The organism is Pseudoalteromonas sp. NGC95, from assembly GCF_015864705.1.
Taxonomy (GTDB): Bacteria; Pseudomonadota; Gammaproteobacteria; order Enterobacterales; family Alteromonadaceae; genus Pseudoalteromonas; species Pseudoalteromonas arctica.
Genome location: NZ_JADYWR010000004.1, coordinates 90452 through 114393, shown reverse-complemented (window position 1 = coordinate 114393; position 23942 = coordinate 90452). Strand labels below are relative to the sequence as shown.

19 protein-coding genes are annotated in these 23942 nt (G+C 37.5%); 6 read left to right on the top strand and 13 right to left on the bottom strand.

Annotation, left to right across the window (positions count from 1 at the left end; all coding sequences use genetic code 11):
- Positions 1-45: 45 nt before the first annotated feature.
- Complete coding sequence (locus tag I6E70_RS05390; protein ID WP_197188225.1) at positions 46-981, bottom strand: ChaN family lipoprotein; 936 nt, start codon at positions 979-981, stop codon at positions 46-48.
- A gap of 726 nt (positions 982-1707) precedes the next feature.
- Between I6E70_RS05390 and I6E70_RS05385 the strand changes: the two genes are divergently transcribed.
- Positions 1708-2088: a hypothetical protein gene (locus I6E70_RS05385; protein ID WP_010552898.1), complete on the top strand. Its 381-nt coding sequence runs from the start codon at positions 1708-1710 to the stop codon at positions 2086-2088.
- A 225-nt stretch (positions 2089-2313) separates the two neighbouring features.
- Here the strand turns inward: I6E70_RS05385 and I6E70_RS05380 are convergent, their stop codons facing one another.
- On the bottom strand, positions 2314-2814 hold the full coding sequence (locus tag I6E70_RS05380) for a lactoylglutathione lyase family protein (protein WP_007583656.1): 501 nt from the start codon (positions 2812-2814) through the stop codon (positions 2314-2316).
- 114 nt (positions 2815-2928) lie between these two features.
- On the opposite strand from I6E70_RS05380, the gene I6E70_RS05375 reads away from it, so the two are divergent.
- Positions 2929-3804: a LysR family transcriptional regulator gene (locus I6E70_RS05375; protein WP_197188224.1), complete on the top strand. Its 876-nt coding sequence runs from the start codon at positions 2929-2931 to the stop codon at positions 3802-3804.
- A gap of 61 nt (positions 3805-3865) precedes the next feature.
- Here the strand turns inward: I6E70_RS05375 and I6E70_RS05370 are convergent, their stop codons facing one another.
- Together I6E70_RS05370 and I6E70_RS05365 are read right to left on the bottom strand one after the other, a co-directional pair.
- Positions 3866-4543, bottom strand: a complete 678-nt coding sequence (locus I6E70_RS05370; RefSeq protein ID WP_002959247.1) for a haloacid dehalogenase type II — start codon at positions 4541-4543, stop codon at positions 3866-3868.
- A gap of 80 nt (positions 4544-4623) precedes the next feature.
- Entirely contained in the window at positions 4624-5400 is a 777-nt protein-coding gene (locus I6E70_RS05365) for a DODA-type extradiol aromatic ring-opening family dioxygenase (protein WP_197188223.1), read from the bottom strand.
- Between the two features lie 106 nt (positions 5401-5506).
- Here I6E70_RS05365 and I6E70_RS05360 point away from each other — a divergent pair, with 106 nt between their 5' ends.
- Positions 5507-6409 carry a LysR family transcriptional regulator gene (locus tag I6E70_RS05360; protein ID WP_197100413.1) on the top strand — a complete coding sequence of 301 codons (903 nt, stop codon included), beginning with the start codon at positions 5507-5509 and terminating at the stop codon, positions 6407-6409.
- Between the two features lie 36 nt (positions 6410-6445).
- On the opposite strand, the gene I6E70_RS05355 is transcribed toward I6E70_RS05360, so the two are convergent.
- Entirely contained in the window at positions 6446-7327 is an 882-nt protein-coding gene (locus tag I6E70_RS05355; protein ID WP_197188222.1) for a LysR family transcriptional regulator, read from the bottom strand.
- Positions 7328-7417: 90 nt separating this feature from the next.
- Here I6E70_RS05355 and I6E70_RS05350 point away from each other — a divergent pair, with 90 nt between their 5' ends.
- Positions 7418-7846, top strand: a complete 429-nt coding sequence (locus I6E70_RS05350) for a PACE efflux transporter (RefSeq protein WP_010552903.1) — start codon at positions 7418-7420, stop codon at positions 7844-7846.
- A 478-nt stretch (positions 7847-8324) separates the two neighbouring features.
- Here the strand turns inward: I6E70_RS05350 and I6E70_RS05345 are convergent, their stop codons facing one another.
- Both I6E70_RS05345 and I6E70_RS05340 read right to left on the bottom strand, forming a co-directional pair.
- A complete protein-coding gene (locus I6E70_RS05345; RefSeq protein ID WP_197188221.1) occupies positions 8325-9491 on the bottom strand; it encodes an aldo/keto reductase in 1167 nt (388 codons plus the stop codon).
- A gap of 351 nt (positions 9492-9842) precedes the next feature.
- Positions 9843-11081: an NADH:flavin oxidoreductase/NADH oxidase family protein gene (locus I6E70_RS05340; RefSeq protein WP_197188220.1), complete on the bottom strand. Its 1239-nt coding sequence runs from the start codon at positions 11079-11081 to the stop codon at positions 9843-9845.
- Positions 11082-11181: 100 nt separating this feature from the next.
- On the opposite strand from I6E70_RS05340, the gene I6E70_RS05335 reads away from it, so the two are divergent.
- The gene (locus tag I6E70_RS05335; RefSeq protein WP_197188219.1) at positions 11182-11589 is read left to right on the top strand and encodes a MerR family transcriptional regulator; all 408 of its coding nucleotides are present in this window, start codon (positions 11182-11184) and stop codon (positions 11587-11589) included.
- Positions 11590-11940: 351 nt separating this feature from the next.
- Here the strand turns inward: I6E70_RS05335 and I6E70_RS05330 are convergent, their stop codons facing one another.
- From I6E70_RS05330 to I6E70_RS05310, 5 genes are all read right to left on the bottom strand, one after another.
- Positions 11941-12132 (bottom strand): DUF3185 family protein, encoded by a 192-nt coding sequence (locus I6E70_RS05330; protein WP_007583678.1) that lies wholly within the window; start codon positions 12130-12132, stop codon positions 11941-11943.
- A gap of 61 nt (positions 12133-12193) precedes the next feature.
- A complete protein-coding gene (gene rmuC, locus I6E70_RS05325) occupies positions 12194-13660 on the bottom strand; it encodes a DNA recombination protein RmuC (protein ID WP_007583680.1) in 1467 nt (488 codons plus the stop codon).
- Positions 13661-14729: 1069 nt separating this feature from the next.
- Entirely contained in the window at positions 14730-17876 is a 3147-nt protein-coding gene (locus I6E70_RS05320) for a DEAD/DEAH box helicase (RefSeq protein ID WP_197188218.1), read from the bottom strand.
- A 426-nt stretch (positions 17877-18302) separates the two neighbouring features.
- Positions 18303-19265: a transcriptional regulator gene (locus I6E70_RS05315; RefSeq protein WP_010552908.1), complete on the bottom strand. Its 963-nt coding sequence runs from the start codon at positions 19263-19265 to the stop codon at positions 18303-18305.
- A 15-nt stretch (positions 19266-19280) separates the two neighbouring features.
- On the bottom strand, positions 19281-20519 hold the full coding sequence (locus I6E70_RS05310) for an AAA family ATPase (protein WP_007583176.1): 1239 nt from the start codon (positions 20517-20519) through the stop codon (positions 19281-19283).
- Positions 20520-21292: 773 nt separating this feature from the next.
- Here I6E70_RS05310 and I6E70_RS05305 point away from each other — a divergent pair.
- The gene (locus I6E70_RS05305) at positions 21293-22507 is read left to right on the top strand and encodes a hypothetical protein (protein WP_024591590.1); all 1215 of its coding nucleotides are present in this window, start codon (positions 21293-21295) and stop codon (positions 22505-22507) included.
- A 69-nt stretch (positions 22508-22576) separates the two neighbouring features.
- Here I6E70_RS05305 and I6E70_RS05300 read toward each other — a convergent pair whose 3' ends face one another.
- Positions 22577-23452 carry a DNA replication terminus site-binding protein gene (locus tag I6E70_RS05300; protein WP_197188217.1) on the bottom strand — a complete coding sequence of 292 codons (876 nt, stop codon included), beginning with the start codon at positions 23450-23452 and terminating at the stop codon, positions 22577-22579.
- Positions 23453-23942 lie beyond the last annotated feature (490 nt).

The window sequence follows — 23942 nt, the reverse complement described above, 5'->3', positions numbered from 1 at the left end:
ATCAAAGGTGTATTGCACTAACACAGTGTAATACACCCAACTTTATTATTGGCAATACGTTTGCTCGCCGCGTTTGGCTAACGCTTTAAAAGCAGCTTGTTGATGCTGTGTTTGCACATAACGAGGTGGCAAAGGGTTAACCTGCAACTGATACCCTGTTTGGTTAGCTTGCACACTTGTAACCGGCGATATCCACACAACATTTAGCTCTGGCGCTAAACGCTTAATAACGCGCGCTATACCTTCGCCATTTTTCACATGAAAATCGCCCGCTATATGCATTACCTGCGCATCTTTATGATTATTTAAATAGTTAACGATAGACTCCCCCATGGTTTCATCCCAGGTAACTTGCGCAGCATAATAATTTTCGTTTTGACTTGGCGTGCCATGGTGCATTGAGGTCATAAAACGTTGTTTATAATCACTGGGGGATGTATCAATAGCGGCTGCAATATAGCTCTGCTGTGTTTCATCAAGCTTATTTAGGTAACTTATGCCTTGCCTGCCAATACAGGTAACAATATTTTTAGGGGCATTTGCAGCTATTACATCGCTATTGTTCGTTTTTGCCAGCTCTACTAGCGCACGGTAGTCACTTTTGTAGTTAGGCCACGCTTGGGTTTTATCAATTAAGTATTGCTCACCAATTTCACTCTTAACGTACTGGTTTAAAGTATGCTGATCGGCGCGGCTAAATTGCTCAAGCGACAGCGCAGTGTGTTTATTACTTTTGCTTAATTGCTCAAATAACTCAGCCTGAAATAAATGCACACCCGGGTGCGTATGCCATTCACCTACTAAAACCACATCGGCATTTAATAGCTTGGGCTCTAATAATACAGAGCTAACAGGCTTTGCTTGTGCATTGTAAAGTGCTGAGTAATATAACGATGAGCTTTTATCAGGCGGCACCGTGGCTGTTGTGCTACAACCACTCAAACCCGCAACTAACGCCAAAGTTAACATAGACTTTTTCATACACACCTTTCAAAACCTGTTAATACAAATAATTATCAATATCATATACTTGTAATACCTATTAAGCCAGCCAAACTGCTGCTTACCTACATAATCAAGGAAATGAGCGAAACGCGCATTTATATGCCTTAACTTTGCTTGTAAATATTAAATAGCTTTTGATAGCAATGCCTTAGGTAATTTGTTAAAACTGTATAAAGTAGAAACATGAGCGTGACATCGGCAGAAGTATGCTCGATTCGCGGCCTATAAAATTGTTAGATGTTAAATGGAGTTCTATGAAGCATCCACTTTTTAGTGAAAACATGGAAGATGGTTTTAGCCTATTCTTACTAAAATGTTCAGAATCAAGAAGCTGTCTCTTATTTGGTACCTCAGCTCTTTTGTTATTTATATTTGCAAGTCAAAACACCAGTTTTATGAGTTTCCTTAATGAACACTGGTTTGGTAACATTCTTAAGATTTTATGTGTAATTGGAGCTTTATTAAGTTGGTTTTCAGCACAAGCACATTCATATAAAAATGGACACTTTAAACTAGTAGCTTCCATATTCTTACTTTGGCCCATTAGCTATATATACTTGTTTTATATACATTTAACTAAAAAACCTAACGTAAATATCAAATGAAAAAATTATAGCTGGCTGTTTTTTGTTCCTAAAACCATCTTGGTCAACTATATTTTTCCGCTTATGTAAGCGTTAGGCACTGGAGAAGGTTTAATAGATGGAACCAAATTATTCAGAATATTCTATTACTGAATTGCAAGAAGCTATCACGTCTATTGATAGGGCTTTGTACCCTGAACGCTTTGAGCTATTAAAAGCCGAACTATTAAATAGAGACGAGGAAGAGCATAATGCTTCTCAATTAGTAAGTCTTTCATCAAAGGACTTACTTATTAAGCTCAGCAATGCATTTTTTGTAATTCCGTTGATGATCTATGTAGGAGTAGATGCACTTAATAGCGGTGAAATACTCCTTAAAGGAGCAGCTATATCAAAAAATGAAAACTTTATATTATTTACATTAAGCGTAATGTTTTGTTTTTTAATCTCAGCGGTACTGACATGTAGCCTGTTTGTGGATAAGAGCAAAAGCTCCTGACAAATACATTATGTCGTTCATAAATTCACTAGGACACAGTTCGATTGGTAGTGTTTTTCTGGAGGTTGATAATATTTTCAACTCAGGGCAAAACATGCTGCACAAGCTAAGCAAAAACAAGTTATAGAGAATAAGAAGACGGTGAAGTGTATTTAAAAACTCTATAACTGAAATAAAAAGGCCGCAGTAATAAATACTGCGGTCTTTGTTTTTAGCTAAATGCTTTTAGTAAGCGCCTGCGCTGTAAATAAGCTCGTAGCTGTGGCTGTAAATTTCAAGGATATTACCAAACGGGTCTTCCATGTAGATCATGCGGTACGGCTTTTCACCCGGGTAGTAATAACGAGGGGCTTGCATACGTTTTTTACCGCCAGCTTCTACAATACGCTCAGCTAAACCTTCTACATCTGGGTCTTGAACACAAAAATGAAAGATGCCTGTTTTCCAGTATTCAAAATTGTCTTTTGGGTTTTCTTGGTTTTTAAATTCGAAAATTTCGACACCAATACGATCCCCTGTAGATAGGTGTGCTATTTTGAATTTTTCCCACTTTTCGCCAAATACTTCTGTGCACATTTCGCCAATTGGGCTTTTGTCTTCGGTAATTAAAGTCGGTTCCATTATGGTGTACCAACCCATAACCTTAGTGTAAAACTCGACTGCTTTTTCAACGTCGGGAACCGAAATACCAATGTGCGAAAAACTACGTGGATATGTATGACTCATAATGCTTCCTCTTTAACTTGTGACTTATCTTGTGACTAGTTGATGGAGTTAGTTTACGAACCGACCAACATTAAGTAAAATTATCATTAATCATCATTTTGAGTACGTTTTGTAATGATAAATCCAACATGGTTAAATACGTTTTGTACTTTGGTTGAGGTAAATCATTTTACCCAAACAGCTGAGCGCCTTTATATGACCCAATCTGGTGTAAGTCAGCACATTAAAAAGCTAGAGCAACAAGTTAACTGCGCTTTGCTTGAGCGCTATGGTAAGCAGTTTTCGCTTACTCCTCAGGGCCAAAACTTATATCAGCAGGGCAGCCTGCTTCTTAAAGATTGGCAATTTTTAGAACAACAATTAAAAGATGATTCGCCGTACAGCGGAGCGGTAAAGATTCAATCTCCGGGCAGTTGTGGTTTAAAGTTTTATAATCAATTATTAGCACTGCAATCTGAGCATAAAGAACTAATTATTGATTACCGCTTTGCGCCCAATGTAAGTGTTGAACAAGCTGTAGCAAACCATAGTGCCGACATTGGGTTTTTAACTCAAGCTCCAACATTTAGCGAACTAACCAGCCATAAAATAAGCCAAGAGCCACTACTACTTGTAACGCCTGCAGGTATAAACATGCCTAATTGGCAAACCCTGTGTGAGCTAGGGTTTATTGCTCATCCCGATGCAAGCCATCATGCGCAGCTACTACTAAGCGAAAACTACAGTGAGTTTGAGCATATTGACCAAATAAGACGTACGGGATTTTCTAACCAAATTAGTTTAATACTAGAACCTGTAAGCTTAGGGCTGGGTTTTACGGTATTACCTGCTCATGCTGTTGGCGCATTCAATAAACCACAACTTATAAAAACACATCATTTAGAATGTCCGGTTAGTGAATCTATTTATGTGTGCCATCACCGAAATAGGCCGTTGGCAAAACGTATGAATACAGTAATTGAGCTAATAAAGGCGGGAGTAAATAGTTAAAACGTAAACCCCCTTTACACCCACGGCACTTAATACCATAAGCAAAAGGGGGAATAGAAAATTAGTTAACGCTTTCTAATTTTGCTTTTAAATCGAGTAAGTCGGTTGCGATAGTATTTGGCTGTATTTCCCACGGATCGAAAATAGATTCTTTAGATCGTTGAATCCACGCCGCGCGCATGCCGTGCGATATGGCACCGGTTACATCAAACGGGTTACTTGATACAAGCCACGTGTTTGCGCCTGTTGAATTGGTTTCGCGTAAAAAGTGGCTATAAACCCCTGGGTTTGGTTTAAAGGTTTTAACGTCGTCGGCACTTACTACCCCTTCAAAAAGTTCACTAATACCTGCGGTTTCTAATAAGGTATGAACTGCGTCGGCAGCTCCGTTTGAAAATGCAAACAAACGGTAATCCTTCGCTTTTAATTGCTCAAGGCCTGCTTTTACATCGTCGAACGCAGGAAGCGTTTTATAAAGCTCTAGCAGTTGCCCCTTTTGATCTTCACTTAGCTCGGTTTTGTGCGCTAAGCAGGCGTAATCGAGTGCGTGTTTTGTACATAGCGAGAAAGGAATATAATTTTGCATTAATCCACGTCTAAATGAATACTCTAATTGCTTTTCGCGCCATGTATTTGAAAATGCTTGGGCGTTATCGCCAATCATGTCGTCGAGTAAGGACAGTACGCCGTGAGTGTTTATTAGCGTACCGTATACGTCAAATGCAAGTGTAGTTGCCATGTTTGCTCCGCAATAAAATAAATTAAGTTGGTTTTAGAGTACTTGCTTACAGCTTAACTTAATTTGAACGAACGCTCAAATTAATAAAAATTATAAGCATCGAGTGCTAAAATATCCATTTCTATATCTTCATGTATTTTTTCAACTTTACCGTCACTACTTCCAAGCGCTGCAAAAAGAGGTAAAAAGTGCTCCTGGGTAGGGTGATTAAATAAAGCATGGGGTGCTTCATTTAAATAGTTAAGTAACGCTTGGGTGTTTTGCGCTATTAATTTTTGCTCAACCCAATGAGTAAACTCATTAACCATTTGAACACGATTAGGTGTAGCAGGGCTTTTAAATATTTCACGTAGATTGTGACTAATACCGCCGGAGCCAATAATTAATACGTTATCGCTGCGCAGTGGTGCAAGTAACTGCCCGTATTTATACATCGCCTGAGCGCCTAAACGCGTGTTAATAGACACCTGAACAATGGGAATATTAGCTGCTGGGTACATTAAGCGCAGCGGGATCCACACACCATGATCCCACCCTTGATCTGCACTTTTCACCGTTTTAATACCCGCTTTGTAAAAGTACTCACTAATCGCATTAGAAAGCTTAGGGTCCCCTGGTGCGGGGTATTGAATTTCATACAGGGGCTTGGGGAAGTTATAAAAGTCGTGAATAGTATGCGGCGCATCTCCTGATGTAATAACTATATCGTGCGCTTCATCAAAGTGGGCAGAAAACACCACAATAGCACGAGGCTTACTAAGCGTTTGAGCTAATGATGCAAAAAAATCTGACGTAGCCGATTGCTGAACAGCCATCATTGGCGAGCCGTGAGATATAAATAAAGCAGGCTGAGTCATACTAAAACCTTAAACAAGTAGATGCGTTATAAACACTATATAAGTTTCTATTTTGACGATAAATATGATACTTATTTATACATTATCAACAAAGCATTGTTAAAAAATGGATAAGCTCACCACCATGAAGACCTTTTTAGCCGTTGTGCAAGAAGGATCGTTTTCAAAAGCGGCCGATAAACTCGATATTTCGCCGCAGTTAGTCAGCAAATATATTTCTGCATTGGAAGATAATCTACGCACGCGTTTATTACACCGTACAACGCGAAAAGTAAGTGTTACAGAGGCTGGAAATCAGTATTATCAGCGTTGTCAGCAGGTGGTTATTGATATTGAAGACATGGAAAACTCACTAAACAACTTAAGCGAAAATGTATCGGGTGTGCTTAGTATTAGTGCGCCTATGTCGTTTGGTACTAAGCATTTAGCAGGTTTGTTGGTTGATTTTCAAAAGCAGTATCCAAATTTAAAGTTAGATTTACGGCTCACAGACCAATATGTAGATATAGTAGAGCAGGGTATTGATATTGCTCTGCGCATTGGTGTATTAAAAAACTCAACGTTGATAGCTAAAAAAATTGCACCTATACACCTAGCGGTGTTTGCATCACCCGACTATTTAGAACGCCATGGCACGCCACAAACGCTTTTAGATTTACAGTCACATAATTATTTACGCTATTCCCACAGCGAACCCACAAAACGATTATTTGGAGTTAATGAGTTAAAAAGCGAGCTAAAGCTTGAAAGTAACTTTGTGGCTAACAATGGTGACTTACTACTAAATACAGCCATTGCTGGAGGTGGTATTGCTATGCAGCCCACATTTATTGCTGGCGAAGCGCTGGCTCAAGGCAAAGTAGTGCGCATTTTAAATGACTACGAACCCGACCCAATGGGACTGTATATGGTGTACGCTAACAGACAGTTTTTACCTAGTAAAGTACGTGCATTTGTTGATTTTACAAGTGACTTTTATGGCGATACACCTTACTGGGATTTAGCGTAATAAAAAGTAAACCGCCTAACAGGCATTATATAAAAGCTAAATTTTTAAAAAATTCCGTAGTAAATTTCTTAGTACTTTAAACACCTCTTGATTACTGTGTTGCTGATGCTGTAATACATCAACATTAGCCAACCAACCCATTTCTTCAAACTCAAGAGGAAGTTTAACCAGCTCACCACTTTGTACTGCATCTACAGCTACATGGTTTGGTAATAAGCACCACCCGTTACCTTGTATTGCTAGCTCGAGTAATACAAAGTAATTATCGGCATACCAAATCTCTGGGCTAATTTTTAGCTGAAAGCTGCTTGTTTGTGTATTGCGCGAACGAAGAAGAAGTTGTCGATGTAGCCGAAGGCCATCCATATTTTCACATCTGATTCCCGCTAAAGGGTGCGACTTAGCAACATATAAATCAAATTTTACCGATCCAATACATTCATAGTCTAAGTAACTCGGTATATTTAATTCACTAAAAATAATACCCGTTATAGGCTTTTCGCTGTTTAGCATGTCAATTATGTCATGGCTCGATGCACTTAAAAACTCAAGCGATACGTAAGGATACTTACTTTGCTGCTTGCTAATAATACTCGCGATAGTTTTAAACGGGATCCCTTCGTCAAGTGCGATAGTGATTTCGGTTGGTGTTTTTTCGTTTAGTGCTAATGCAGAGTTTGTTAATCGCTGGTGTTGATTAAGCACGGCCCTAGCCTGGGGTAGTAACTGTTTACCGGCTTCGGTTAATTGTGGATAGCGCCCTGTGCGCTCAAATAATGTCGCATTACAGTCTATTTCTAAATTAATAATATGCTGGCTTATTACCGACTGCGCTTTACTTAAACCGCGCGCAGCAGCTGAAAACGATCCAGCTTCAACGGTAGCCACAAATGCTTGAAGCTGTTCAATACTAAACATATCGCTTTTCCCGATATTAAGTAACTAACACATATCTTTATAATGAATGAAAATACAGCCATCGTCATCAACTTAAGAAGTTATTTATATATGAACACAGCAGAACGTATTTTTCAGGCACTAATATTTGAGATGATAGCATTATCTTTTGTTGTACCTGCATCATCTTATTTTGGTGGGTTTGCAACAGGAAAAATGGCAATAGTAGGTATTGGTTTATCAATCTTCGCCATGCTTTGGAATTACATTTACAACATAGTGTTTGATAAAATAGTTGGGCATAACCGAATCGAGCGAGGTTTAGTAACCCGCATTACGCATGCATGTGGCTTTGAGCTGGGTATGGTGGTTATAACGCTGCCAATACTTGCTTGGTATTTAAATATTACATGGCTAGCCGCTACAGCATTAGAAGCTGGCTTTTTAGTTTTTATACTTATATACACGTATATTTTTAATGTGTTGTACGATAAGTACCAACCTTACAAAAAATGGGTTAATAAATCGCAATGTGCTTGATATTTTTAAGTTTATAAAAGCAACGTTGTGGGGTATTGAGATCGTTTTGGCAAAAGCGCAATGGCAATAAATAACGGTAAACGTGGTTTTTAATTAAACCAATTAGCACTGCTCAATTGACTAAGTAGTGCTAATTTACTATTTGTACAATTTACCGGCTAACTGTAATGGGGGTTTACAGTAACTTTTTACTTTATATATTTAGCTCTTTCGATATGTTCCACACGCTCTCACCACCTGGATGAAGCGCTGCATGATACCGATATGCGTAATATGTAATAGGCACGTAATATGTAATAGGCACGTAATAATGCTTTTGACTACCTAATAACTAAGTTTAAAAACTTCGTTTTTAAACGCCAGCAAGCTGCGCTTATACAAATGCCCAACAATCAATGTACTTACTACTAAGCGTTGCTTGAAAATCAACCTCATTAGCTATAACGAGGTGTGCCAAGCAAATGGCACACCTATTTTGTTATGTGGGTATGGGGGCGTTTTCTGCAATAAGCTGTTTAGATTTCAACTCACTCCAAAATTCGCTTGGTATGGTAACTTTCATTGAAGCTACATTAGCTTTAATTTGCTCTTCCGTGCGTGCGCCAGGAATAATTGAGGATACCGTTGAAGGCGCCTCTGCGAATTGCAGTGCAGCTGTTTTAATATCAATCCCATGTTTAGATGCAATATCGCTTATTGCATTAAACTTTTGCTGCATAGGCCCTGGAATTTTAGGTGAATAATTAAAGCGGTTACGACCGGCTAAAAAACCACCATTAAGCGGAGCACCAATGACTGCTGAAACACCTCGTTTATCAAGCATAGGAAAGGTTTTATCAAGTGCCTGCTTATGATCTAAAATTGAATATTGCAGCGCTAGTAAGCAAATATCAGGGTCTGACATATCAAGCGCTTTATAAATAGCATGAGGTGTATTTATTCCAAAACCCCAGCCTTTAATTATTCCTTCATCACGCATTTTAGTTAACTCAGGAATAGCCCCTTTTGCTGCCTGATCAAAATACTTAAGCCAATCATCTCCCATATCACTATTTTGCGGTGATAAATCGTGAATATAAACAATATCAAGTGAGGCAACACCAATACGATGCAACGTGTCTTCTATTGAACGACGCGTACCTGATGCAGAGTAATCATATTTATAATGAAAAGGTGAGTGATCAGCCCAATGCCAACTATTTTCTAGAGGCTCTGCTGAAGGGGTAAGAAGGCGACCTACTTTTGAGGATAAAACATAATCTTCACGCTTTTTGTTTCGAAGTAAATCACCGAAGCGCCTTTCACTTAAGCTTAAGCCGTAAAAAGGTGACGTATCAAAATGACGAATACCAGAATCCCATGCTGCATTTAGCATTGTTAAAATTTCTGCATCGCTTGATATAGTATTAAAGCCATTCCCTGCGGCAAGACCGCCTAAGCCCATTCTTGATTCAGGCCGGTAATGCCTAGCGTTAGTAACATCGTTTGTGGGCAGACCAGCGCTTTTATCTATTGATCCTTTAGTTTGCATAACACTGCCGTTAGACATTTTTACTTTTAATTGTTCAGCCAAAGCTGAAGCACTAAAAATAGAGCCTAAACTTAAAGCAGCGCCTGCTTTAATAAAATTTCTGCGAGATACCATGTAACTATTCTCCTTGAGTAAGGTTAAATATCTACGCTATAAACTAGTATAAATACCAACCAAACTCAAGCAAGAGGAAAGCAATAAATACCAATAGTTTCAATAAGATGACTAAATTAACAAACGCTGAACGCGCACTTTAATTAACATTTTAGAATGATTATTTTCTTTACTCGTACAGTACTTTAATATGCACAAAATAGTGCACTTTAATAGCTTGATAAAAAAGCAAACTTCCAAATTGGTGCACGCCTTAATACTCATTTACACAACATAAAAATGGTTACATTTATTCAAGTGTAAAAATTAGTAAACAAAATCGGAATACATAAAAAGAGTGAATACCAAAGCTTAATTAATCTCACTAGCAAAGCGATTGCGGTAACGCTTAGTTAATTTAACCGAACGTAGCTGGTCGCTAATTAAAGTAAATATTAGTGAAGCGTTTGTTTTTACAGGTTTACCTTGGCCTAAACGGCGTATTTGCCTTTTTACCAGTGCCATAGTGGCAAGCCCTGCGAGGGTTTTATCTTGCCAAGTAACATTGGGTAATACGGCTAGTTGCAGTGGCTCATTTTGCCATTTGTTTGGTAAATTTGGTTGGTATGCAAGCGCAGTGGCAATACCCACGAGGGCCACTCCACTTTCAATCACGTTGTTGGCAATAGATAAGCGACTAATGCCGCCGGTGGTCATTATTGGGATTGATGAGCGGTTGCTAATCGCTTTTGCAAACTCTAAAAAGTATGCTTCGCGGGCAAGTGTGCGTTCGTCACCTGTTTTACCTTGCATTGCAGGTGCTTCGTAGCTACCACCCGATAACTCCACAAAATCAACATTGAGTTCATTCAATAAATCCACTACAACTTGCGCGTCACTGGGTTCGAACCCACCACGTTGAAAATCTGCAGAGTTTAACTTTACTGAAACCGAAAGGGTGGGGGAGCAAGCTGCTTTAATACTGCGGGTTATTTCGAGAAGTAAACGGGCTCTATTTTGTAAACTTCCCCCCCATTTATCGTCGCGCTTATTGGTAAGTGGCGATAAAAACTGGGCAAGTAAATAGCCATGCGCTGCATGTATTTGTACGCCATTAAAACCGGCTTTTTCGGCTTGTAGTGCAGTTTGTGTAAAGCGGGTAATAACATCGTCAATGTCGGTTTGCGTCATCGCCTTTGGTACGCCAAATAAGTGCGAGTGCTTACCCATATTAAGTGCAACACTTGACGCTGATAGAGCCTTTCCACCCATTTTTTTAAATACTTGCCTACCAGGGTGATTAATTTGCATCACCACTTTGCAATTATTTTGCTTTGATAAACGAGCAAGCTCTGCAAAGGCAGTAATATCGGTACTTTGCTCAAGCACAAGGCCACCAGGGCCTGTCATCGCTAAATGATCAACCATTACATTGCCAGTAATAATTAGCCCTGTACCGCCTTTAGCCCATGCGCTATAAACGTTTTTAAGTGCTTGGGAGGGCGTTTGGTCCTCTTGTGCTAGGTTTTCTTCCATAGCGGCTTTGGCAATACGATTTTTTAATACTAAACCACTTGGCAAGGTAAAGGAGGTAAACACAGGGTTGCGCATAATTATTGGCTAATTAAATTGACATTAAAACAACTATAACCTTAAAGTTAGCTTGAAGGTCAACCTACTAAGTTTATGTAAAGTGGAGTTATTATTAGTTATGAAAATAGGCGAACTTGCAAAACTTACCAACATACCTGCCAGCACTATTCGTTTTTACGAAAGCAAAGGGTTATTAGCACCAACCACTCGCAGTGCTAATGGTTATAGGCTTTACACCCAACAAAACTTAGAAAAACTGCAATTAATTAAATTTTCACAAAGCTTGGGGTTTTCACTCAACGAAATACCTTTATTACGTAACGAAAACGGCGAGCTAAACCACACAGTAATAATCGAACGTTTAGAAAAAAAACAAAAAGAAGCTGACATTTTGATTGAGCAAATGCAGAAAAAGTCACAGCGTATTGGCAGTTTAACTGAGTTACTAAACTCTTATTGGGATAAAGGCGAATGCCTGCCAGAAAGTAAATTAAATGAATTACTAGAAGTGATGGATTACAAATAAACTAATACAGCTTATTCAGGGCCTGTTTATCTTTTGAGGCTAAATTTGCAGCAGTATGTTTGGTATTTAGGCAAGGCAGAGTCTATGTAGTGTGGTTATTCCCCATAAACAGACGATAACGTAGTATAAATGCCAAACATGCGCTGCCCTAAGGGTTCTGCCTGAGGCAATTTACTCTTTGTAGCTCGGTTTTTACTTATTATTACATGGATGTAAGCCATTAGAATAACGCAGGAGCAGTTATCGAGCCCACTAAATTACAAACCTCGCGCCGCGATTAAATAGCCCCTAGATTGAACAAACTTTATCCTGAGAGGTCAACAAGCCCCAGTAAGCTGTATTTTATTTATGTTACTTAAGCTTTTTAATGCCAATTAACACACAGATGGCACCGCCAATAATACCCGCCCATGCTTCTATTGGTGTATCACCACTAAATGCGCGGCTTAACTGCGAAGCAGCCGCATCATACACGTCATATCCCCACATAATTAAAGCGATACCTATAACGATTAAAACAATACCTATAATCTTATTATTCATAAACACCTCTGGTTTCTAACGTACATTATTCAACATACTTAATTGAAAACACTTAATAAATCTAATCAAGCTCTAGCTGCGCACGTTCAACGCTCTCACTAGGTAACTCTTTTTGTACCGATACACCAAGCTCTTTAAACTCTGATGCTTGTTTAATTAAATTACCTTTACCGCGGTATAATTGCGAGAACGCTTTGTCGTAACTTTCTTTCGCTTTATCAAGCTGCTTACCTACGCCTTCCATACTTAATAAAAAACCATTGAGCTTGTTATAAAAACGCTCAGCCCGATTTGCCAGCTCTTTTGAGTATTTGGTTTGCTCTTCAAAACGCCAAAGCTGTTTAACAATATTTAAACTAGTAAGCAGGGTAGTAGGTGTAGCTACCAGTATATTTTTTTCGATTGCTTGTTGGTAAATATCACTTTGATATTTAAGTGCTTCTACAAAAGCTGATTCTATTGGTACAAACATAACCACAACTTCAGGCGAATTAAGCCCTGGTAAACGGTCGTACGATTTACTCGCAAGCTCATTAATACGTGCTGTAACGGCGTTTACATGCTCTTTAATTGCTTGATTAGCATCTAGCTCATTTTCAGCGTTCACATAGCGTGTATAAGCATTTAATGATGTTTTAGCATCAATGACTAAGTGTCGACCTTGTGGTAAGTAAACAACTACATCAGGGCGCAAGCGGCCATCTTCAGTGTTAAACGACACTTCGCGCTTATAATCAACGCCAGCACGTAAGCCAGCGCTATCTAAGACGTTTTCGAGCATGAGTTCGCCCCAATTACCTTGGGTTTTCTTTTGCCCTTGTAGCGCGTTGCTGAGCTTGTCGGCTTGATCTGTTATAGCTTGGCTTTTAGCTTGCAAATGCAATAGCTCGGTTTTAAGCGCGGTTCGTTGTTTTATGTCTTCAACATGTATTGATTCCATTTTTTCTCTAAAGCCTTTTAGCTCTCCTTGAACCGGTTTTAATAATTGTTCAATGCTTTCTTGATTTAAGGTTTTAAAGCTTTGTGATTTTTCTTCTAGAATCTTATTGGCTAGGTTTTCAAATTCTTTTTTGAGCATATTTTTACTTTGCTCAATTTGCGCGAGTTGCTCGGTAAAGCTTTGTTGTTTTTGCTCGAGGGTGGTGCGCATATTATTATATTCAACATCGCGTTGATTATATTGCTCACGAAGCGCTGCAAGCTCGCCTTCGGCTTTACGCCAAAAGTGATTGTATTGAATGCTTTGTTTTTCTTGTTCGCTAAAACGCGTTTTAAAATGCTGGGCTTCATCGCGCTGTTCTTGGTGAGTATGTTCTAGCAGTTCGTGATCTTCTTGCAAGGCACTATATTGCAGCTCTTTATTATCAAATTGATTTTGTAATAGGGAAAGCTGTTGCTGCTGTTCGCTTATTTGTAGATGTAGCTTTTTGCGAAGCTGTGTTGATACAACGCCGTAAAATACAACGCCTAACGCAACACCAGCACCGGCGCTTAGCCAATCAATATTAGTGAGTACTTGAGTGAGCATAAAATAAACTTATAAAATTTAGAGACATGCCATCATAACCAATAACACGCAATAGAAGTAGGGGAGCAAAGAAATTACAGACATAAAAAAACCAGCTCAAAATAAGCTGGTCAAGTATTACTAAATTAAGTAATCAAAGGGAAAATCAACATGTGCCCGAGTAAGCTGCAACTTAAATACATAATCACCAAAATAACTAATATTACTGGGTGAGGCTATATAACAACAGGCATTAGAGTAGACCGGAAAACAAAATAATTAATTCAAATTAATTTACGAAAGATCATTTATTTTTATTCGGGTTGATTTAAAAAAATCAAATTATGGGCATAAAAAAAGCCAGTTCAAAATGAACTGGCTTAATCATTACTAAAATTAGTAATCAAATAGGGGGAAATCAACATAAAACCTGTATTAACTGCAATTAATCAACAAGCATAATAGTAGACGCCGCTCTTTGAATTAAGTTCATAAAAAGATCAAAACTTTTAAAATAAAAATTGAATGCTAAATTTTGGACATAAAAAAAGCCAACTCAAAATGGGCTGGCTCAATCATTACTAAAATTAGTAACTAAATGGGGGGAATCAACATGAAAACTTGTATTAACTGCAATTAATCAACAAGCATAATAATAGACGCCACTTTTTTAATTAAGTTCATAAAAAAATAAAAACTTTTAAAATAAGTACTGCACACTAAATTTTGGACATAAAAAAAGCCAACTCAAAATGGGCTGGCTCAATCATTACTAAAATTAGTAACTAAATGGGGGGAATCAACATGAAAACTTGTATTAACTGCAATTAATCAACAAGCATAATAGTAGACGTCCGTTTTTTAATTAAGTTCATAAAAAAGTAAAAACTTTTAAAATAAGTGCCGAACGCTAAATTTTAGGCATAAAAAAAGCCAACTCAAAATGGGCTGGCTTAATCATTACTAAAATTAGTAACTAAATGGGGAATCAACATGATGCTTGTGCTAACTGCAATTAACCAACAAGCATAATAGTAGACGTCCGCTTTTTAATTAAGTTCATAAAAAGATCAAAACTTTTTAAATCAATTTAGTTTTTAATTAGCGATAACATTTGTTGTTCATCAAACTTTGTAAAGCTCATTGATTTATCAGTAAATAACGCATCTACAAGGGCCTGTTTGTCTTGTTGCATTTTAAATACTTTTTGCTCTATTGAATTACTCATTATGAGCTTATACACAAATACAGGGTTAGTTTGGCCAATACGGTAAGCTCTATCAGTCGCTTGTTTTTCTACAGCAGGGTTCCACCATGGATCAAAGTGAATAACTGTATCGGCTTGTGTAAGGTTAAGGCCTGTACCGCCAGCTTTTAAGCTAATTAAAAACACTGATGTTTTACCACTGGTAAACTCGTCGATTACTTTATCGCGATGGCGCGTTTGGCCTGTAAGCATACTAAAGTTAATGTTTATTTCTTCGAGGCGTTGGGCTATTAAATCAAGTGCCGATGTGAACTGACTAAATATAATAATTTTACGACCGAGACTTAACATAAGCGGTAAGTGTGTTGTTAACCATTCAAGCTTAGCAGAGCCTGCTTGAGTGTCTGGATCTATTAATTTAGGGTGGCAACAAATTTGCCTTAACTTTAAAAGTGCCTCTAAAAATGCAAGTTTACTTTTTTGTGCGCCTTGTTCGGCAAATAAGTCTATTAGCTTCTCTTCTAATGAACGTGTAATACCTTGATACATTTCTTTTTGCTTAGGCTCAAACTCAAACTCTTTAGTTAGCTCTGTTTTTTCAGGCAGCTCTTGCGCTACTTGTGCTTTAGTGCGGCGCATTATAAAAGGCATAATTAACGCTTTTAACTGCTCAGCTCTCTCCATATCTGCTTCACGCTCAATAGGCGTTTGAAAGTGCTGCTTAAAGTGGGCTTGAGACCCAAGTAATGATGGCATAGCAAAATCGAGTAACGATTTAAGCTCAAGTAAATTATTCTCGATTGGAGTACCACTTAAACAAAGCTTAAAGTCGGCATTTAAGCGTTTAACTAATCGCGAAACCTGTGCGGTATCGTTTTTAATGTATTGTGCTTCGTCGAGGATTATATTTTCAAAATATAATGGCGAATAATATGCAATATCACGCTTTAAAAGTGGATATGTAGTAAGTATACACTGCGCTTGCGCTAAGTGCTGTAAAGGATCGTTACGATTTGAACCAAAAATAGTGGTGACTTTTAAGCTTTTAGCAAACTTAATAATTTCGTTTTTCCAGTTACTCACCAAACTAGTTGGACACACTATAAGTGTAGGGCCTGCTTGCGGGCGGTTAAATGTACTGGCTAAAAATGCAATAACTTGCAAGGTTTTACCCAGGCCCATGTCATCAGCTAAAATACCACCTAATTGGTGACGTTTTAAAAAGCTAAGCCAGTCAACACCTTGCTGTTGGTACTCACGAAGTGTTACTGAGTCATTTAAGCCATGTAATGAAACCTTAGTAATTGCTTTATCGGGACTATTTAGCTCTTGTAAGTATAGCTCTAATGAGTCGTCGTGAAGCTCTACGTTTATAGCAGTGTGCTTTACTAATTCAGGTAAATACGAAAGCGGAATATTAAATTCGTCTCGTGTTTTTACAAATTCAAAACGCTCTTTAAATTCATTTAATAAGTTAATTGCTGACTTATTAATAACCCCAAACTCACGACCAAGCGGATAGTAGTAAAAAAGTTCACTTTGGCGATTTAATGACTGATATAGCGGGTCAGTATTAGTAAACAACAGCGATGCCTTAGCATCACATAGCAATACTTTGCAGTGCATTTGATGCCCTGCTGCGCGGTGTACATGTAAACTAACTTCACACTGCGGATTAGGACTCGTTACTTTACTTACACTTACTTGCCAACCGCGTTGCTTAAAGCCAGGGAATACTTCGTATATTAGCCAATGCAAATGGATTGAAGACTGCTTTGTAAATACCAGTTCACTTTGTAAACCCCCTTTACAAAATTCAAATCCTAAGTTAATTAGTTCGTTAGTTACAGTATTTTCAAATGCACTATTAATCGTACTTGCAGGTGCAGCACCTGCTAAATAGTTTTTATTTTTATACTTAAATAACAACGAAAGAGATAAACCTTGATCGCCCATAGTTACTTTTAAAACAGCATTACTAGAGATTTTAGGCAATGTTGGCTGTAAATTAGTAGGGTGGGGTATTACACCTGCACCAAAGTTATCGGCAAGCTGCTTGTATATTCTATCAAAGTTAGCGTCATGCAAAGCAGGCATAGTTTGTAAATGTGCTATTTCGTCTGCACTCAATGGGGTGCGAAGACGGCCCGCTTTTAAATGATCTAAATCGAGGTAAGTAGGTGGTGTTGTTTTTAATAAAGCCCAGTTTTGTGTTTGCTCAAGCTTAATAACTAATTGTGAGAGATCTTTATCTTGCTCCCAACTAAAACTTAATGCTTGGCCCGATTGCGCCTTAATTGGCACTCGAGAACGCTGGAAAAACAGGCGCTCTGTAGCTATCAACTGTTGTAAGGCACTAAAACCCCACTGGCCTTTTAGCTCAATACTTCCCACTGCATTTTGTGAGCGTATCCAACTAAATAATCTAAAATCACTTTCGAGTAAGTCACTCGGCGTTACAAAACTATTTAACTGCTGCTCGGTCAGGTTTCGACCTAGCGTGTAATTCTTTTTAGTCTCAACATTCGCTATTTTAGGTGTTAAGAATACTTTGTTATTTTCAATATCTAATACAAATAATAATACTTGCGATGGCGTGTTTTGATCACCACTTTTAAGTGCGCTTAATTCGCTAAACCAGTCATTAATAAAGTAATCTTCGCCATATTCACCAGAGTGCTCTATTTTGAGCTTAAATAAAATAGCAGCTAAGTGTCGGCATTTAGTTTTTACATTACACGTACAATGCGTATCAACAGAATAACCAGTTGGTACTTTACTGATCTCAATACGTTGGTTAAACGATGATCCATTATCCACTTGTACAGTAGAGTCTACTACAGAAAAATTAGGGGTGTGTTCTAGCCAAGTGATTTGACCTTTCTTGTAATATTCTTTGCCTTTATCTAAAACATTTACACGGAAAAGTTTTTTAATAAAGCGTTCAGACAGAGGAAACTGGGTAGCCTGCTCATTTTTAATTTCTTCAAAAATAGCCATTAAATCATTTTTTGATAAGTTAGCAGACATGTCACTCTAAGCATTAAATTTTAAAAATAATCCTGCCAGTATATGCCTTATGTGCTCTGAGCTAAAGCACTATTAACAAGATATAAACTGGTTGGAGCTGATAACTTAGTAAAAAATCAGTTTGTAAGTAAAAATAAGCATCCAATTTTACAAAATAATATTTAAAACAACTGCAATGGTAGAAGTTACATATAGTTAGAAACATAGAAGTAAGCATTACAGATCACGATTTTACTAACAATAATAATAAATGAAGGAATGTAGCTAAAAAGAGGAGATTAGTTAGTAAAAAAGTGATCTTGAAGAAGGAATATGATTATTTGAAGAGGAAATAGGCTAGTAAAGATCAGATTTTTACTAACAAAACAATCTGCCAGATCACTATTTAACTAAGTAAATATGCCTGACAGATCATTATTTAACTAACTAATTAAAGGCACTTAATAACTTAGTTAATTGCTCTAAGCGCTTGTCTGTCATTACTTTATTATCAATTTTGATAGAGACATCACCGCTTTTTAAATTGCGTTGTACCGATATGAAGTTATTTTCTAGTACAGCTTCGCGCTTAACAGCTACTTGTGGCTCTGAAGTTAGGCATTTAGTGATCGCCATTGCACGCTTGTCGTCGCTTGTAATCGCATTTAACTCTTCATCACTAGCAAGGGCACTAACAAGTTGATTAAACGCCTCTTCGTCTCGCTCCTTTGCGCTAACAAGCTTTTTAGCGACTTCGCGACCTACGTGATTAGCAGTCGGGTAAAGCGCAATAACATCAGCAGGAATTTGCTCATAAGCTTTAATTGCATCTGCAATTGCAGTATGCGATACACCTTCTATCGCGGCAATCTCTCTATAAGATCCTTTTTTACCTTGCTCAATAAGTTCATTTTTAGTTTGTTGGTATGCTTGGCCAAGCTCCCATAAACTCGGAGCAATGTATTGATCTGAAGATACCGCTAAAATTTTTGCATCTTGATCAGTAAAATCGCTTGAACTAAGTACTAAATAATCTGCGTTACCTAAAATACAGGCCATACGACGACGTGAACCTGCCAGAACTAAACTTTTGTCACCTTGATCCCAAAGTAGGGCAGGATGTTGATTTCGGCCATCCTCACGAATTGCAGGAAGAATGTCTGATACTGACTTTTCGTTTAGAAGTGCTTGTACACGACGATTTTTGCCATATACACCGGTGGTAGATTCAATATCAGCATGTGCGATCACTTTACAAACAAGCGTAATTTGACGAGCAGGGTCACTCGGTGCAGGCATTCTAATTACATCGCCAGCATTCGCTTGTTCTAGTAATGCATCAAGACTACTGCTGCCTACAGCAGTTGCAAATGGATCTAAGCGGGTGTCATTTTTACGTTTTTTAGCCATTTTTATTTAACATCCTTACTTAGGGGTATTGAGTGTTGATTGAGTTGACTGCCAATTTGAACGAATAAGCATTTCTAGCTCATCGACCACATCTTTAATATTTTCTTGAGCGCGCATTAATGACTCACGACTTGCTAAGCTGTCTGATGCTTTTTGATCAAAAATAGTGTTGAAAGACGATGAACTAGCGGTAATCGCGGAGCTGTGATTGATTGGGTAGCTCATTACTTGGCGACCAAATGCACTACGAACATCTTTAACGATATCGCGCTGTGAGTGATTACCTTTCACATAGTTGGTCACTAAAAATTGCATAAAGTCCCAGCCTTCATGGCCAAGTGCTGCAACTGTATGGTAAATCTCACCTAGTCGTTTTAAATATTTGTTATTAGCATCAAAATCTACAGCTTCCGGATGAACAGGAATAAGCATCGCAGTAGAGGCCATTAATGCATTATAAAACATAAAGTTAAGGGTAGGTGCTGTGTCAATTAAGATAATATCAAACTCGTCTTTAACGGGGTCAATTACTTTCTCAAGTAACTTGTGGTAATGGCGAGTTTGCTCATAATTTGAGGTATCTTTGAGCAATGTTGCCGTTTCGTGCTCAAAGTAAAAGTCATCCATACCCGATGGTAATACACGAATATTTGGGATATGCGTTGGTAAAAATGAGTTAGACACAAATTCAGGCCATGTTTCACCCTCGTCTAAATCTATGCAATCACGCATTAAATCACCAACTGTAATCGGGTCGTGCTCACTTGAAGGAAAAAAGCTTGAAGAAGAGCCTTGTGGGTCTAAATCTATAATACCAATGCGATAACGTTTAATATTTGTAGTTGCAAGCGCTGCCGCTATATTAACCATACTGGTAGTTTTACCGCAGCCGCCTTTGAGAGAATTAATTACAATAACTTGCAGTTTGTCATCACCAGTACGATGATCTGGTTTAATGTCCATAATATCGGCCATAGCAAAAATATTTACTAATGTGTAAGCATAGTGACCGTTAGCACCGCGTTTTATGTTTAAATCATCGAAGTCGCCATTATCATGACGTCTTTTTAAAGTACGATTATTACAACCTAATAAATCAGCAGCTGCTTTTTGTGTATACGTTCTTAATTCTTTTTCTTCTGATTTAAGATGGGCACGGTAGTGCTGAATACGTCCTTCTAATGATTTTTCAGCAACTTCAGCTGTGGCTTTCAAAAGCCGATAGGTACTTAATGCGTTATTGTTGATAGACATACTTTCTTCCTCAAAGTTAGGCAGTTAGTATAATGTCCATTCAAATAGCTGTAAACAACTATTTAAGACGACATGCATTTTAAAAACAAGACATCTAAAAATATTTTTACACCTTTAATATTGCTTAGTATAAATAAAGAAGTTTAAAGGTGGTTAAATATATAAGGTAATAAAGGTTAAGGGTGTAAAATCAGCACATAACATTATGATTTATATGAATAATGTTTAAAAAAGCAGATCAGGTTTATACTTGGTTAAGATCAGATCTTTATCTACCTGCGGATCAGCTTTTTACTAAGGTCAATTTTAAATATAGAGTTATGCACAGGTTACGCATGAAGTTATGAACAAAAAGAGCCCTGCAGATCAGTTTTTTACTAAGTAAATTATAAAGTTATGCACTAGTCGCAACATCAAAATACGCTTTTAATTAGTATAGATCTGATCTGTACTTGGTACAGATCAGATCTATTCTAACTCGATAAGGCTTTATCCACAGGGGAATATATTTTTTGGTGTATTTGTCGTGCTTAATTTTAAAATTAAGCCATTGTAATGGACAAAATAACAGCTGAGTTAGTAAAAATTAGATTTGTGATAGTCCACTTAGTATAAATATGATCTGAAATCGTAAGTAATGTACATCACTTAGTATAATAGTGATCCAAACGTTTTATTTAAAGTCAGATCACTTTTATACTAACTTAAACATTTAACTTTTGTTGCTTAATGTGTTGTTATTAGCTGTCGCAATAAAAATGGAAATAAGAACAATGAGCCGAAAGGTCAACATCTCGGTAGATAACTTGCCCGATACACTTAGGGGCCAAATCCACGGGGTGGAAAGTGCAATAGATAACGAAAGTTTAGCACTATTTACAGACAACAAAGACGTGCGAATTTCTATTGAAAACGCAGCACATGGATTACGTGCATATTCAAACACGTTTAATCACTATGATTTGTGGGGACGCTTTGTTCGCTCGGGCTATAAAAAATTGCCACTTGAAGAAGCGCCTAAAAAAACAATTATTACGCGTAAAATATCTGAAAAAGTAGATGGTATTTTGTACGATGGCGAAATAAAAATAACGCCAGCTGTTGTAAGTACACGCAAAGATGGCGAAGATGTTGAATACCTTGTTTGGCCATCAGATAGAGAAGAAAAAGTAGAGCGAGCACTTATTCGTTTAGCTTCTAAAGGCAAAATAGTTAAAATTAATTTTAAATCCGGTATTCAATACGCGGTTGTTTTTTCTATGAACGAATTAGCACAAGAACTCAAAGCGGTAGGGCAGTCAATGCCATATCCTGCAATAAAAGAGTCACTTGAAGCATTGCAAGGTTCTAAACTTTCATTTAAATATTCGGCAACAGATACTAAAAATTCTGATATAGATGATTCGTTTTACGAGTCAAACATGAACTTTTTATCGTCACTGCATTTTAGTGGCAAAAAAGGTCAGGGTGGCAATGTAAAATGCGTCGCCTGTTTAAATGCATTTGTTCATAACATGATTGATAACCTTGAATACAAAGGGTATTACTTTAATAGCGCTCAAGAATTAAAACGTGGATTATCGCGTTGGATGATGCTTCGTTTGTATCACCTTTGGCGTTATGCAGCACCAGGTAAAACGTACCATTTTAGATTACTTTCTATTATGGAAAAATACGGATCTATTTATTCAACTGATGATATTACCGAAAATAAATTAAAAGCACTTCGTCGTGATATGACCACCACAATGAAAGATTTGATTGAAAAAGGTGCAATATCAGAATACAGCATTACAAACGTTAAAGATGACAAAACCGGTAACATTATCGATTACACATACGAAATGCACCCGTCTGATCAGTTTTGCGATGAAATACTTACATTGAACAAACACAATAAACGCATTGAAATCCAAGGCGGTAAACGCATTGTTGAAAATGCCGTGCTGATTGATGAAGATAAAATTGAAGAAATAGTAGAAAAATAATAACCGTTATTTTAAATACTGTACGCATAACTAAAAAGGCCACACTATGTGGCCTTTTTAACATAATGACTACCGCTCAACCTGTTCTAAATATAACCTATCAACCAAAAAATCATACTCGCGCTTACGAGGGTGAGTTTCGGGTTTTTGATAATCAGGTAATATACCTAATTTTACGTCTGGTTCTGGATTAATCAGAATAAAGGGTAATGCAGCACTCACATGATAGCGATTTTGCGCTGTGTATCTCACATTTACCTGTGGACTCACTCGAGTAGGGCGGCGAATTCTAAGTTTTTCCTTTTCGCCTAAACTAGCAACCCGTAATTGTTCTTGAGCTACAAGTGATTGCCATTTTTGTTGATCTATCATTCTTGGATTTCGATAACTGGCCGATTTGTCGAGCATTTCGAGAGCCATTTTTTTAGTCAGCGTTTTAGTTGCGTGTTTGTGCATCCAAGTAAACCTAACCGAAAATGGCGATTCGCTTTCACTATGAATTTTACGATATGCGGCAAGCGTTATTAAATTTGGTATAGCATTGTGAACTGCTTCAAATCGAGCATCGTTGCTATCAATAGCTAAAATACATTCTTTAAACGTAGCTTTAGCTTTATTTACTTGAGCTATACGATTATTTAAAGCGTGTTTATCTGCATTTTTAATAACGAGCAAACCAGGGTGCCTTTTTAAAACACGACTGCTTAATCCTGATTTTTTATACATGTCTGAAAAAGAGTTTAGGATTGCTTTTTGAGCAGGTACTCCAGTGATTTTAGAAACAAGTATAGATTCTGGAACTTTACTCTCATCGAAACTACTTACATCTGGTAATTGATAATATTCCGCTTTGGAGAATTCACACTCTTTTAGTTCTTCAATCAACCTCAAAGTTAATTCGTTCATTAAATCAAACTGACTTCTAATTTGTACCTTAGTTACCATTACACACCTCAAAGAACACATCTTACTAGCCTTATATTATTACATGCACTTTGCTTTGTCTAAATAAATAACAAATAGTACTCGGGGTTTATAGTTACATAATAAGTAAATTAAGCATGATGTGTTCTTTAAGGGGTATATAAATGAAGAAAGATTGAAACTCCTTACTAATTCATATGACATTGGAGTATTTACTTTGTCGTATATAAAAAGGCTAATACGCCAAGTACTAGATTATCTACGTAGTAGGTGATAAAACTAAGTTTAGAAAAATGAGTTAAGCGGATTTATATAATTTTCATATATTTATCTAACCGTCTTAGCATTCATTATTATTTATAATTACTGACTCATATTACACCGTGTTGGCAGTACGGTGATCAGGCTAAAGGTTACAATGACTACAAATGCTTTTTGATATCAGTTCCTCTTTAAAGATACTTCTAGCAGGAGGGGCTTTAATCATGGCGAATTGTTAAGTAACACTATC

Bases quoted from the DNA above. Each gene is read 5' to 3' on its own strand.
- I6E70_RS05390 (WP_197188225.1), bottom strand. From the start codon at position 981: ATGAAAAAGTCTATGTTAACTTTGGCGTTAGTTGCGGGTTTGAGTGGT.
- I6E70_RS05385 (WP_010552898.1), top strand. From the start codon at position 1,708: ATGGAACCAAATTATTCAGAATATTCTATTACTGAATTGCAAGAAGCT.
- I6E70_RS05380 (WP_007583656.1), bottom strand. From the start codon at position 2,814: ATGAGTCATACATATCCACGTAGTTTTTCGCACATTGGTATTTCGGTT.
- I6E70_RS05375 (WP_197188224.1), top strand. From the start codon at position 2,929: ATGATAAATCCAACATGGTTAAATACGTTTTGTACTTTGGTTGAGGTA.
- I6E70_RS05370 (WP_002959247.1), bottom strand. From the start codon at position 4,543: ATGGCAACTACACTTGCATTTGACGTATACGGTACGCTAATAAACACT.
- I6E70_RS05365 (WP_197188223.1), bottom strand. From the start codon at position 5,400: ATGACTCAGCCTGCTTTATTTATATCTCACGGCTCGCCAATGATGGCT.
- I6E70_RS05360 (WP_197100413.1), top strand. From the start codon at position 5,507: ATGGATAAGCTCACCACCATGAAGACCTTTTTAGCCGTTGTGCAAGAA.
- I6E70_RS05355 (WP_197188222.1), bottom strand. From the start codon at position 7,327: ATGTTTAGTATTGAACAGCTTCAAGCATTTGTGGCTACCGTTGAAGCT.
- I6E70_RS05350 (WP_010552903.1), top strand. From the start codon at position 7,418: ATGAACACAGCAGAACGTATTTTTCAGGCACTAATATTTGAGATGATA.
- I6E70_RS05345 (WP_197188221.1), bottom strand. From the start codon at position 9,491: ATGGTATCTCGCAGAAATTTTATTAAAGCAGGCGCTGCTTTAAGTTTA.
- I6E70_RS05340 (WP_197188220.1), bottom strand. From the start codon at position 11,081: ATGCGCAACCCTGTGTTTACCTCCTTTACCTTGCCAAGTGGTTTAGTA.
- I6E70_RS05335 (WP_197188219.1), top strand. From the start codon at position 11,182: ATGAAAATAGGCGAACTTGCAAAACTTACCAACATACCTGCCAGCACT.
- I6E70_RS05330 (WP_007583678.1), bottom strand. From the start codon at position 12,132: ATGAATAATAAGATTATAGGTATTGTTTTAATCGTTATAGGTATCGCT.
- rmuC (WP_007583680.1), bottom strand. From the start codon at position 13,660: ATGCTCACTCAAGTACTCACTAATATTGATTGGCTAAGCGCCGGTGCT.
- I6E70_RS05320 (WP_197188218.1), bottom strand. From the start codon at position 17,876: ATGTCTGCTAACTTATCAAAAAATGATTTAATGGCTATTTTTGAAGAA.
- I6E70_RS05315 (WP_010552908.1), bottom strand. From the start codon at position 19,265: ATGGCTAAAAAACGTAAAAATGACACCCGCTTAGATCCATTTGCAACT.
- I6E70_RS05310 (WP_007583176.1), bottom strand. From the start codon at position 20,519: ATGTCTATCAACAATAACGCATTAAGTACCTATCGGCTTTTGAAAGCC.
- I6E70_RS05305 (WP_024591590.1), top strand. From the start codon at position 21,293: ATGAGCCGAAAGGTCAACATCTCGGTAGATAACTTGCCCGATACACTT.
- I6E70_RS05300 (WP_197188217.1), bottom strand. From the start codon at position 23,452: ATGGTAACTAAGGTACAAATTAGAAGTCAGTTTGATTTAATGAACGAA.